The following is an 11912-nucleotide window of genomic DNA, read 5'->3' as shown; positions in this document are numbered from 1 at the left end:
TAGAATACAACGTCACGATTTAATGTCGCGATACTCAAAGAGGGTTTTAGGCACGACTCACAGCGAATTATAGGCTTAGGGATATAGCGCCAGGGTACTCTGCTGTGCGGTATATAACAAAAAGCCCGCAACTTCTTCGATAAGAAGACGTTGCGGACCCAAGGTTGGTGCGCGAGGGGGGACTTGAACCCCCACGCCGTAAGGCACAGGAACCTAAATCCTGCGTGTCTGCCAATTTCACCACTCGCGCGGGGAGCAAAGCTACCTAGGAAAGTCTACACGAGGATATAAGACTATACAAACGGAAAAATCCGACTATTTGGGGTCAATGCCAAGGTCACGGCGCAGCTTAGCAACATGGCCGGTGGCGCGTACGTTATATTGCGCCAGCTCTATGATGCCCTGCTCATTGATGACGAATGTGGAGCGGATAAGTCCTTCGTAGACTTTGCCGTAGTTTTTCTTTTCGCCCCATGCACCGTAGGCGAGTGCGACAGCGTGATCGGCATCGGAGAGAAGGGGGAAGGTGAGAGACTCTTTGGTGGTGAACTTCTCTAGGGCTGCGGGTTTGTCGGGAGAAACGCCTAAGACAACGTATCCGAGCGATTTCAAAGAGGCAAGGTTATCTCGAAAATCGCAAGCTTCTTTGGTGCATCCGGGTGTTGATGCTTTGGGATAGAAGTAGAGAATGACCTTATGCCCCGCGTAATCCGCTAGGGAATATTGCTGACCGGTGTAATCTTCCAGGGTAAAACTTGGGGCTTTTGTGCCGGGCTCTAGTCGGGTGCTCATGGTTTCTCCTTAAAAGTAGATGTTCTCGGTATTGCATGTGTCGCCGTAAACGTTCTATTTAGTGTACGGGGTTTATAGGATCTCTGGGAGGTTTTTCGCGAGGGTGTGCCATGAGATGAGGTACTGCGGTGCCATCGAGAGCATGAGCGAAAGCAAAAAATGAGAGTTTGTGTGAAGCGTCACTTATATGTAACTTGCGTGAAATATTAATTATCCGTATAGTATTTATCTGTTGTCGTACGAATGCGATACATCACCCCAAGTAAGCGCCTCTAGCTCAATTGGCAGAGCAATTGACTCTTAATCAATGGGTTCTGGGTTCGAGTCCCAGGGGGCGCACAAAATAAACCCCGTCGGTTATGGCGGGGTTTTGTTGTATACCATGGTGATTTGCAATCGTGATGCTGGATGTTGATGTTCGCCAAAATCGCTGACTACAGCCGTATTCGTAAGTTGCAAAACGCGCTTGATGCTCGTATAGTATTTATCTGTTGCCGTTGCGAAGCTGCAATATTTGTTACCTAAGCGCCTTTAGCTCAATTGGCAGAGCAATTGACTCTTAATCAATGGGTTCTGGGTTCGAGTCCCAGAGGGCGCACAAAATAAACCCCGTCACTATCTGTGACGGGGTTTGCTTTTTATACAGTCCGGCTGGATTAGTGTATATGCATTATCCGAGACAGCCCTGTATGGTACAGGCCGCTTAAGAGCCTAGAGAACAGGCCAGCGTGAGGTTACAAACTCGCGGAAGGCAGAGACGTCGCGACTTTGATTGAGAACGCCGGTCCCGTGAATGGTGGTAATCTCAGGCGCATCCTCAAAAATAAGCAGGAAAGAGCTGCCGTTCACCGATTCAATAGCCACCGAATGTTCACCTACCCGGTATGCGTGCAGCGCATTTGTGTTATCAATGGTGGATGCGGTGCCCGCAGGTGTAACATCTGGCATGCGAATAGGGGCGATAATAACCTCGTCAGGAACCTCTTGGTAGCCCACCAAAAAATGCTCCTGCATAGGTTCTTGGTGTTGGTCGATATCGGGGTTGCGGTAGATGGCGCTTCCGGTAGCGTAGACCAAGTCGTAGGCCCCATAGTTAATAATCTGCTCATCGAATGCAGGGTGGAGCACCTTGATGAGCTGTTCTCCCGTAAGAGCCTCGGCGCTCTGTGGTTGGTTAGACTGCTCCGGTGTAGGGGAGGGTGAAGCAGCCAAGTTTTGCGAGTCGGTCATGTACTCATCTTACCGGCGAAGGCGTTCTACGTCACTGCATCACGTCACATATTTACCTGGGGGAATCCTGGAGCTCGCAGATTACCGCAAGAATCAATTATTGTCTGTGTCGGTGCTGACCTGAGTCAGGCTCTCTTGGGTGCTGGGAATACAGCAGGATGTCCTACAGAGCCGGGTAAGAGCTCGAAAATATATCGAAAGTACACGCAATGCGAAGAAATTAGAGAAACTCTCATAAAAACGGCGTGGAAATTTGACTCATGACATCAAGAGCGAGACTATATAAAGGTGCAAACACGCAAGACGCAGCGAATTCTTAGCCTTGTCGTCGTCGCCTAGGGCGCTTCACAAGGTAGATTTTCTGTGAATAGAATGTGCGCCCTTCGCAACACCATAGCGGAGGGTATTTTTATAGCTAAAGGCGCCCGACCGGAGCCTACAGCGAGCGAAACAGTGCGTAAGATACCCGAACAGGCGGGCTTCACGCGCATCTGTCGAGAACTAGAAAACAATACAAACGAGGCATCATTATTATGACCACGGGATTTTCGATTAACTCCGCGGGTAGTGGGCAGGCTGAAGAAAAAGCCCCTGCTGCCGAACGCATGACCGGCTCGCAAGCGATTATTCGTACACTCGAACTTTTGGGTGTTACCGATGTCTTCGGTCTGCCAGGTGGCGCAATTCTGCCCACCTACGACCCCTTGATGGATTCTTCCAAAATTAACCACATCCTCGTTCGTCATGAGCAGGGGGCAGGGCATGCGGCTCAAGGGTATGCAACTTCCACCGGCAAAGTCGGCGTGTGTATTGCAACATCAGGGCCGGGCGCCACAAACCTGATCACCGCGATCGCGGACGCCAATATGGACTCCGTTCCGCTGGTAGCTATCACCGGTCAGGTTTCCACCAAACTTCTGGGCACCGACGCCTTCCAAGAAGCGGATGTGGTGGGCATGACCATGCCGATTACCAAGCACTCCTTCATGATTTCTGATCCACAGGATATTCCGCGTGCGCTCTCTGCCGCGTTCCATATCGCCTCCACCGGACGCCCCGGCCCCGTGCTCGTGGACATCACCAAGGATGCGCAGGTCGGTATGATGGAGTTCAACTGGCCTCCCAAGGTTGAGGTGCGTGGGTATACTCCCGTAACCCGTGGTCACTCCAAGCAGATTCGTGAAGCGGCCAAGCTCATCAGTGAATCCAAACGTCCCGTGCTGTACGTTGGCGGCGGTATTATCCGCTCCGGTGCATCCGAGGAGCTGGCAAAGCTCGCCGAAATTACTGGGGCTCCCGTGGTGACCACGTTGAACGCCCGTGGTGCTTTCCCAGACTCCAATCCGCAAAACCTGGGCATGCCTGGTATGCACGGCACCGTTCCCGCCGTGTTCGCTATGCAGAAATCCGATCTGCTGATTACTCTAGGGGCTCGTTTTGACGACCGCGTGACCGGTAAACTCGACTCTTTCGCCCCCGAAGCCAAGGTCATCCACATTGACGTAGACCCGGCAGAAATCTCCAAGATTCGCTTCGCAGACGTGCCGATCGTGGGTGATTTGCGCTATGTGCTCCCCGAACTCAATGAACTGCTCTCCACCGAGTTCGCCAATAAGTTGCCGGATTTGGGGCAGTGGTGGGTTGAACTTGATACCATCAAGAACGACTACCCCCTTGGGTACACCAAGACCGATGATGGTTTGGGATCCCCCCAGCACGTATTGGAGCGCCTGAGCGCCCTCACCGGCCCCGATGCTTTCTACGTGACCGGCGTGGGACAGCATCAAATGTGGGGCGCACATTTCATCGGCCAAGAGAAACCACGGCATTTCCTCAGCTCAGCAGGACTCGGCACTATGGGATACTGCGTTCCCGCCGCTATGGGCGTGAAAGTTGCCAACCCAGACTCAATTGTGTGGGCTATTGATGGTGACGGTTGTTTTCAGATGACCAACCAGGAACTTGCCACCTGCGCACAGAACAACATTCCCATCAAGGTTGCCGTGGTCAATAACTCCTCGCTGGGTATGGTGCGTCAGTGGCAGGCACTCTTCTACGATGGTCGATACTCCAACACCCACCTGCGCACCGGGCACGGAACCGACCGCATCCCTGACTTTGTGAAGCTTGGCGACGCCTATGGATGCGCCACTTTCCGCTGCGAGAGGGACGAAGATGTGGACGAGGTTATCAAACAAGCGCTCGCTATCAACGACCGTCCCGTGGTGATTGACTTTACTGTGAGCCCCGATGCCATGGTGTGGCCGATGGTGCCCGCCGGCGTATCAAACGACCTCATCCAAATCGCTAAAAACACGTCACCCGATTTCGGTCGAGAAGAGGGAGAAAACTAATGAGCCTGCACACCCTATCCGTTTTAGTTGAAGACAAACCCGGTGTGCTCTCACGCGTGACCGGTTTGTTCTCTCGCCGCATGTTCAATATTCAGTCTTTGGCGGTGGGACCCACCGAGGTTCCTGACGTTTCGCGCATCACAATTGTTGCTGATGGTGAGCCTGAGACTTTGGAACAGCTCACTAAGCAGCTCAACAAGCTGATCCATGTGCTTAAGGTGGTGGAGCTAGCCCCAGAGACTTCAACACAGCGTGATCACATCATGGTTAAGGTCAAGGCGGATGCCGCCGCTCGCCTGCAGGTTGTGCAGGCCGCTGACCTTTTCCGTGCTTCGGTTATTGATGTCTCTACCGAGTCCGTGGTGATTGAGGCAACCGGTTCTCCCGAAAAGCTCAACGCCTTGCTTGATGTTCTTGAACCTTACGGAGTGCGAGAGATCGTGCGTGCTGGAACCATTGCGCTCTCTCGTGGTCCACGTTCCATGAGTGAACGTATCTAACGCTAAAACCCTGTCAGGATGTGGGAAGCACCGCCCGCGGTTTGATACTTCCCGCATCCTGAGATTTATCACAGAACGCCCATGAGCGGCGCCACGTCTAGTAAACTTAACGCCTGAGCCTGAGTTCGGGCTAAACCTATTATTTTGAGGAGACAAAATGGCAGCAACCATTTTCTACAACGACGATGCAGACCTCGCCCCAGTCCAGGGACGTACCGTTGCGATTATCGGTTATGGTTCTCAGGGACATGCACACGCTCTGAACCTGCGTGATTCTGGAGTCAAGGTTATTGTTGGCCTGTCTGAGGGCTCCAAGTCCCGCGCTAAGGCAGAAGCTGAAGGTCTGCGCGTAGCTACCGTTGCTGAAGCTGCAGCTGAAGCGGACCTCATCATGATTCTGACCCCGGACCAGGTACAGGCTCAGGTCTACAAAGAGAGCATTGAACCTAACCTGAAGCCCGGCGATGCTCTGTTCTTCGCACATGGCTTCAACATTCACTTCGGGTACATCACCGTTCCCGAAGGCGTGGATGTAGCTATGGTTGCGCCGAAGGGTCCCGGCCATACCGTACGTCGTGAATATGAAGCAGGTCGTGGTGTGCCCGCTCTCGTTGCCGTTGAGAAGGATCCGTCCGGTAAAGCTCTGGATCTTGCTCTGTCCTACGCTAAGGCACTCGGTGCAACCCGTGCAGGTGTTATTAAGACCACTTTCACCGAAGAGACCGAGTCTGACCTCTTTGGTGAGCAGGCGGTGCTGTGCGGTTCGCTCTCACAGCTGGTTCAGTACGGTTTCGAGGTTCTTACCGAGGCAGGATACCAGCCTGAAATTGCATACTTCGAGGTTCTGCACGAACTCAAGCTCATTGTGGATCTGATGATTGAGGGCGGTATTGCTAAGCAGCGTTGGTCCATTTCCGACACCGCCGAGTACGGCGACTACGTCTCCGGTCCTCGCGTGATTTCTCCTCAGGTCAAGGAGAACATGAAGGAAGTTCTCGCCGATATCCAGAACGGCGCCTTCGCAAAACGCTTCATGGACGATCAGGCCGCAGGCGCACCCGAGTTCAAGGAACTGCGTGCTAAGGGCGAGTCTCACCCGATTGAAGCTACCGGTCGCAAACTGCGCGAGCTGTTCTCGTGGAACACTGTTGACGATGACTATACCGAAGGTTCGGTGGCTCGCTAAGCACTAAGCTACTAGCGTTTCTGGGGGTGTCTATCATGATGGTAGGCACCCCTTCGTGTGTGCTTGGCCTTTGAGATATTTACGGCGACTAATAGCAATGCTCTGGAATTTCTTTCCTATCGTATATACCACCTACCTGAGCGGCTGGAGCTATATGGTGCTGTTCCTGCTACCGGACAAAATAGGTAATGACGAAATCGGTTGTGTGTTGGCTCGGGAAGGTGCTCTCATTAAACCAGGGCGCAGGTGGAAACACCTGCACAACCCAGCAATGACCATAGATAGAACCGTTGAAGGAGAGCTTCCTGTGAGCAATATTGTTGAGAAAGCTACTGCCCTTGTTGAAGAGCTCTATGCTGAAAACCCATTACCCACTATTAGGATTAAGCCCTCTGAGGCTGCTGAGCCGCTGCCGGTGACCGTCTCGAAGTTCGGGGGAGTGCCGTATCTGCCCGCTGGGGTGGAGGCGCCCACCGACTCGGACGGGGTGCCGATGGGCATGGTTGCGCAGATTAACTGTACTGAACTGCCTGAGAATCCCATTTATCCGCCCACCGGCATGGTGCAGTTCTGGGTGAGCACAAACGCAGGGTGGGGGATAGATAAGGAAGAGAACCACCGTGTGATCTACTATCCTCAGCTGGGTGAAGCGAACCCGGATGCGGTAGCGACTTGTGAGGATCATGAGCGGGAATTCTGGTGGCCTATCAAACATGAGTGTGCACTCGAATTTACGACACTTGGGCGGGAAATATTTGCCCCGAACGATTCGATAAATCACCCGCTGCTTGAGAAATGGAACCAGGCATACCCGGAACAGGCTATTACGAGTCTTTTTGACCTTGATGTATATGATGTGGAAGATATTGAGGAAATTACTGGTTCAGGGGACTACTCAAGGCTTGGTGGGTTACCGCACTTCATGCAGGGCGATCCACGCCGTAAATACCCTGAAAACTCTGATGTTCGCAGGCGTACCGTGAACCTGTTAACGATGGATTCGTATGGGAACACGGTGCTCTGGGGCGATGTTGGTACAGCGAACTGGCTGATCGCCCCGGACCGGTTGGCAGCCCGTGACTTCTCGCAGGTCTTCTATGAGTGGTCATGCGGCTAGCGGGCTCGGCTCGCTGCTGTAAACACAGGCGACCCCTTCGCACATTCTGCGTGCTGAGCACCGTCACGGGGTGTAGCGTGCAACATGTGCGAGGGGATCTGCTACTGCAGCTGGGATTGTACGCGGGTACATGACGGCGGCTTGTCGTATTACTCTTTCACCGCATCTATGCTGAAAAACTGCGGTAAGATTAATAATTATGAGTGCTACCCCCTTCTACATCACGACTGCGATTTCTTATCCCAACGGAAACCCCCACATCGGTCATGCCTATGAGACCATTGCCGCCGATGTGTTGGCACGTTTCAAGCGACTCGACGGTTTTGACGTGCGCTTTATGACGGGCACCGACGAACATGGGCAGAAGATGCAGACTACCGCTGAGAAACAGGGGAAAACCGCCAAAGAACTCGCCGATGAGAACTCTGCCCGTTTTAAAGCGATGAACGATGCTCTCGGTATTAGCTACGATCGCTTTATTCGCACTACGGATCCGGACCATTATGAGGCATCCCAAGCAATCTGGAAGCGTATGGAAGAGAACGGGGATATCTACCTCGATAAATATGCCGGATGGTACTCCGTGCGAGATGAGGCCTATTACGCCGAGGATGAGACCGAAGAACGCGACGGACAGCGCTACGCCATTTCTACCGGAACGGAAGTCGAATGGACTGAGGAAGAATCTTATTTCTTCCGCCTCTCAAAGTATGCCGATAAACTTCTGGATCTCTATAAGAATGAAGGGTATGTTTTCCCTGAATCACGTCGCAATGAGCTGATCTCATTCGTCAAGGGTGGTTTGAACGACCTTTCGATTTCACGCACCACCTTCGACTGGGGCGTTCCTGTGCCTGGCAACGATAAACATGTCATGTACGTGTGGGTGGATGCGCTGACTAACTATCTAACCGGGCTTGGCTACCCCAATACGGACGGGGAACTGTTCACGAAATATTGGCCCGCTGATCTGCACCTGATCGGTAAGGATATTACTCGATTCCACTCTATCTATTGGCCTGCGTTCCTCTGGTCTGCCGGTCTTGAGCTGCCCAAACGCGTATTTGGGCACGGGTTCCTGCTGGTTAATGGTGAGAAAATGTCGAAGTCGGTGGGCAACGTGGTGGACCCCGCGGATCTTGTGGCAGCGTTCGGGCTGGATCAGGTCCGATTCTTCCTGATGCGCGAGGTCTCTTTCGGACAAGACGGCTCGTACTCCGAAGAATCCATTATCAACCGCATCAATTCTGATCTTGCGAATAACTTGGGTAATCTGGCGCAGCGTTCGCTCTCAATGGTTGCCAAGAACTGCGACGGTAGGGTACCGGTCCCTGGAGAATTTACTGAGGCTGACCGCAAGATTCTGGTCGGTGCTTCCGCACTTTATGAACCGGTGCGGGCAGACTATGATGAGCAGGCGTTCCACCGTGCCCTAGAGCGCATCTGGACTGTGCTTGCCGATACGAATGCTTACTTTGCGGAACAGGAACCGTGGACTCTGCGCAAAAACGGCGAATTTGAGCGCATGAATACCGTACTCTACGTGACTCTTGAGGTGGTCCGCCAGGTTGCCATTCTGATGCAGCCGGTGATGCCCAGTTCGATGGAGAAACTTCTTGACCTGCTGGGGGTAGCAGAAGGGGAGGAACGCCTTTTCGCTGCGCTCCCTAAGAACCTGACAGCTGGGAAGGAGCTTCCTGCACCGACACCGGTTTTCCCGCGATACGAAGCGCCAAAAGAGGCATAGAATCACACTATAAAGTACAGAATATCCCGGAACCTTTTTGGAGGTTCCGGGATATTTTTGATAGTGAGGGCTCCCGGTATTGTCTAAAACACCGGGAGCCCTCACCCGTTGCAGGATCTAGCCTACCTGATTAGTGGGAACTCAGCCCTTCTACCGGGGACTGTCGCGCCGACCGGAAGGCTGGGATAGCTGATGCCGCGAACGCAGCGATGATACCCACGATGAGCACGAGAACCAGACCGCTGACAGGTAGAACTACTGCCATAGCCATGGACTCGCGAGTAGCGTGTACCAGTACTTGAGAAAGTACAAGGCCTATACCCACACCCGAAACGATACCCATCGCCAACGCGCCGAGAGTAATCATGACAGCCTCGGTCGAAACCATACGCCGCAGCTGCTTGCGGGACAGGCCCAGCGAGCGGAGCATCGCATTCTCCCTGCGACGTTCGTTCACCGATAGGGTCATAGTATTCGCCACACCGATAATGGCGATCACAATAGCCAGTGCCAGCAGGATCAAGGCACCACTGAGCATAATAGTCAGCATTTGGTCATTATTCTTGCGAATCTGAAGACCACCTTGAAAATCGGTTCCGTTGTTTGCCTTGGCAAGCTCCCCTTGAAGCTCGGTATTATCGCTTGATGACAGTGGAGTGCTTGCCCGCACCAGAACCATGGTTGCTGTACCGCGTGCTGCGAAACTACGCGCCAAGGCGGGGTTTTCCTGAGCCGCTTTCATGAGCGCTTCTTGGGCGGCGGGATCGTCTGGCAATGCCTGATTACTAGCGGCCTGCGGATCAGATGCATTCTGTACCTGGGCACCGGTTTCCGGTGATACCACGAAGAATGGTTCCTTAGTGTTTGCCTTGACGGGTTTGAGCTCAATCTCGCCAAGAGGGCCGCTGACCTTAAGACGAGTGTTGTTATCGAACTTACCCAGATCCCAAATATCCTGGGGGACGAGTACCTCATCATTCTTTAAATTGGTACCTGATTCTCCGGTTGCTACCTTGTGCAGATCATCGTTGCTAAGCGCGATTACATTGTCTTTGAGATTGGCGGAGTCTGCGTTATCGGGCTTTGCTGTGTATTCGATAACGCCCGCAGCCGAACCGACGCTGACAGCCTCAACATTCTTCGTGCCCCTGATCTTATCAGCAACTTCGTGAGCCTTTGTCACGCTTGCGCTGCCGTTAGTTGTGGTAGATTCACCGAAAGGAGCGTATGCCGAAATCGGCGATATCCTATCAATCTCTTGGGCAATGGAGGCGCTCATCACTGAGTGGCTGGTGAGAACAGCGGAAATAACCAAGGTTCCTACCAGCACGGCTCGCCCAGTGGAAACCGTGCGTTTGGGTGAGCGCAAGGAATTTGCTAACGCCAGTTTACCCGTTTGCCCGCGCAGAGCTACGCCGAAAAAACGAACCAGAGGGATGAGAACCCACGGGGTGAGAAGAAAGACTGCTATGCCGAGGAAGAGGCATGCCAGCAGTACGGAAGAGATAGCGGATCCGCCGTCTTTATTCCCTATAGCCGCGATAGCGATAATAACGCCTGCAAGAGCGGAGAGAACACCGAAGATTCCTCCTAAAACGCTAGGTTTCTTGACCGCCTGGCTTGTGCTTGCGCTCATGGCACTAATAGGGGAAATACTCAGTGCGGTGCGCGCCGGTATAAGTGAAGCGAGTACGGTCACAGCGGTGCACATGAGTACGCCTGCAATAAACGCCGTGGGGGAGAAATTGACGATGAACGAGCTGAACATCGCGTTTAGAATGCCACCGACCGCGTATACCAGTCCTGAACCGATGACTGAGAAGAAGACCCCAATTATTAGTGATTCTATGAGGAGCATCCGCACCAGCGAACCACCGCGGGCACCGAGAGTACGCAGCAGGGCGAGTTCGCGTACACGCTGCCCCACCAGCACCGCGAAGGTGTTCGAAATGACGAACGAAGAAACCAACAGAGCCAGAATTGCGAAGGCGATAAGAATGGTATTCAGCGAGTTGAAGAGCGTTGAGAACTGTTTCTTAAGGTGATCTATCATCTGCGTGTTAGAGAGCACCTTGGGGGTGGTGTTTTTATCACCGGTGTTCAGTTCTTTCTGCAGAGCGTCACGCGAGTCCTGGGTATTGTTCTTGAGCTTAATGAACGCCTGAGGCGCCATGGGTTTAGCGGGGTCTGAGACGATCCCGCCCTCTTCCTCTGCAAGCTGACGCGCGGTATCCGCAAGACCGGTGCCACCAATAAAAACGTTGTCGCTCATCTGTGAATCTGAGATACCGGTGTTAAAGGTAGCTGTGAGGGTGTACTCGGTGTCTTTCGCGTTATCCTTATCGGTGGCTGAGGTGACGATATTGGGCATGGTCACCTTATCGCCAATTTTCAGGTTGTGTTTCTCGGCGAAACTCTTAGCGACCAGGAGTTCGGTGTCTGTGGACGGGAGATTCCCCTCAATATCAAAGGGCGAAAGGTCCTTTGACGGTGGCGCAGAACCGTATGCTACCTTCTCCTTATCGGCTCCGTAGGTGCCGGAAAAAGTGTATAGAATCCAGGATGAGCTAACCTCAGGAGATTCCTGAATCTTCTTAACCGTGTCATTGGACATCGGGAACTTAGCGGTTGAGTTCTGATTATCCTGGTCCATGACACCCGCAGAGACTACCATGTTCTCGGAGTTAGCGTAGACATCACCGATAGTCGCATCCATCGTGGCCTGAAGCGATGCGGTAAGCATCAGCACTGCTGAGATGAAGAACGATGAAATGGCGATACCAATACCCGTGAGAATGTATTTCTTCTTGGAGGAGCGGATATTTGCCCGCGCCACCGTATTAAGCGTTGCAGCCATGTTATTCACCTTCCAACTGGCCCATAGCCTGAAGCACCGCGTCGTGGGTGGGATTAAGCATTTCGCCAGCAATCATGCCGTCTTTGAGGAAGACCACGCGGTCTGCGTAGGATGCTGCGTGTGCATCGT

Annotated in this window: 8 protein-coding genes, 3 tRNA genes and 1 pseudogene; 7 read left to right on the top strand and 5 right to left on the bottom strand. The window is 53.0% G+C overall.

Annotated features, from left to right (window positions below; translation table 11 throughout):
• Nucleotides 1-165 precede the first annotated feature (165 nt).
• A tRNA-Leu gene (locus HMPREF2804_RS08305) sits at nt 166-250 on the bottom strand.
• Between the two features lie 65 nt (nt 251-315).
• Complete coding sequence (gene bcp, locus HMPREF2804_RS08300; RefSeq protein ID WP_048752813.1) at nt 316-792, bottom strand: thioredoxin-dependent thiol peroxidase; 477 nt, start codon at nt 790-792, stop codon at nt 316-318.
• 266 nt (nt 793-1058) lie between these two features.
• Here bcp and HMPREF2804_RS08295 point away from each other — a divergent pair.
• Both HMPREF2804_RS08295 and HMPREF2804_RS08290 read left to right on the top strand, forming a co-directional pair.
• Nucleotides 1059-1131: transfer RNA gene (locus HMPREF2804_RS08295), tRNA-Lys, on the top strand.
• 186 nt (nt 1132-1317) lie between these two features.
• A tRNA-Lys gene (locus HMPREF2804_RS08290) sits at nt 1318-1390 on the top strand.
• Between the two features lie 113 nt (nt 1391-1503).
• On the opposite strand, the gene HMPREF2804_RS08285 is transcribed toward HMPREF2804_RS08290, so the two are convergent.
• The gene (locus tag HMPREF2804_RS08285) at nt 1504-2022 is read right to left on the bottom strand and encodes a hypothetical protein (protein WP_013399306.1); all 519 of its coding nucleotides are present in this window, start codon (nt 2020-2022) and stop codon (nt 1504-1506) included.
• A 533-nt stretch (nt 2023-2555) separates the two neighbouring features.
• Between HMPREF2804_RS08285 and HMPREF2804_RS08280 the strand changes: the two genes are divergently transcribed.
• The 5 genes from HMPREF2804_RS08280 (at nt 2556) to metG (ending at nt 8926) form a co-directional block, all read left to right on the top strand.
• The gene (locus HMPREF2804_RS08280) at nt 2556-4376 is read left to right on the top strand and encodes an acetolactate synthase large subunit (protein WP_048753200.1); all 1821 of its coding nucleotides are present in this window, start codon (nt 2556-2558) and stop codon (nt 4374-4376) included.
• Nucleotides 4376-4876, top strand: a complete 501-nt coding sequence (gene ilvN, locus HMPREF2804_RS08275) for an acetolactate synthase small subunit (protein WP_004004952.1) — start codon at nt 4376-4378, stop codon at nt 4874-4876. The genes HMPREF2804_RS08280 and ilvN overlap by 1 nt, the downstream gene beginning before the upstream one ends.
• Before the next feature lie 157 nt (nt 4877-5033).
• A complete protein-coding gene (ilvC, locus tag HMPREF2804_RS08270) occupies nt 5034-6062 on the top strand; it encodes a ketol-acid reductoisomerase (protein ID WP_004004951.1) in 1029 nt (342 codons plus the stop codon).
• 307 nt (nt 6063-6369) lie between these two features.
• A complete protein-coding gene (locus tag HMPREF2804_RS08265; RefSeq protein ID WP_070448598.1) occupies nt 6370-7179 on the top strand; it encodes a YwqG family protein in 810 nt (269 codons plus the stop codon).
• A 199-nt stretch (nt 7180-7378) separates the two neighbouring features.
• Complete coding sequence (metG, locus tag HMPREF2804_RS08260) at nt 7379-8926, top strand: methionine--tRNA ligase (RefSeq protein WP_070448539.1); 1548 nt, start codon at nt 7379-7381, stop codon at nt 8924-8926.
• Between the two features lie 130 nt (nt 8927-9056).
• Here metG and HMPREF2804_RS08255 read toward each other — a convergent pair whose 3' ends face one another.
• Entirely contained in the window at nt 9057-11783 is a 2727-nt protein-coding gene (locus tag HMPREF2804_RS08255; protein ID WP_070448538.1) for an FtsX-like permease family protein, read from the bottom strand.
• Nucleotide 11784: 1 nt separating this feature from the next.
• A pseudogene (locus HMPREF2804_RS11340) lies at nt 11785-11912 on the bottom strand (ABC transporter ATP-binding protein); the annotation flags it as partial.

Source organism: Rothia sp. HMSC065G12 (genome assembly GCF_001811455.1).
In the GTDB taxonomy this organism is placed as follows: domain Bacteria; phylum Actinomycetota; class Actinomycetes; order Actinomycetales; family Micrococcaceae; genus Rothia; species Rothia dentocariosa.
The sequence above is the reverse complement of the archived record's forward strand: the minus strand, read 5'-3'. Positions and strand labels throughout refer to the sequence as shown.

Excerpts from the sequence above, each read along its gene's own strand:
- bcp (WP_048752813.1), bottom strand. The coding sequence starts at position 792 with ATGAGCACCCGACTAGAGCCCGGCACAAAAGCCCCAAGTTTTACCCTG.
- HMPREF2804_RS08285 (WP_013399306.1), bottom strand. The coding sequence starts at position 2,022 with ATGACCGACTCGCAAAACTTGGCTGCTTCACCCTCCCCTACACCGGAG.
- HMPREF2804_RS08280 (WP_048753200.1), top strand. The coding sequence starts at position 2,556 with ATGACCACGGGATTTTCGATTAACTCCGCGGGTAGTGGGCAGGCTGAA.
- ilvN (WP_004004952.1), top strand. The coding sequence starts at position 4,376 with ATGAGCCTGCACACCCTATCCGTTTTAGTTGAAGACAAACCCGGTGTG.
- ilvC (WP_004004951.1), top strand. The coding sequence starts at position 5,034 with ATGGCAGCAACCATTTTCTACAACGACGATGCAGACCTCGCCCCAGTC.
- metG (WP_070448539.1), top strand. The coding sequence starts at position 7,379 with ATGAGTGCTACCCCCTTCTACATCACGACTGCGATTTCTTATCCCAAC.
- HMPREF2804_RS08255 (WP_070448538.1), bottom strand. The coding sequence starts at position 11,783 with ATGGCTGCAACGCTTAATACGGTGGCGCGGGCAAATATCCGCTCCTCC.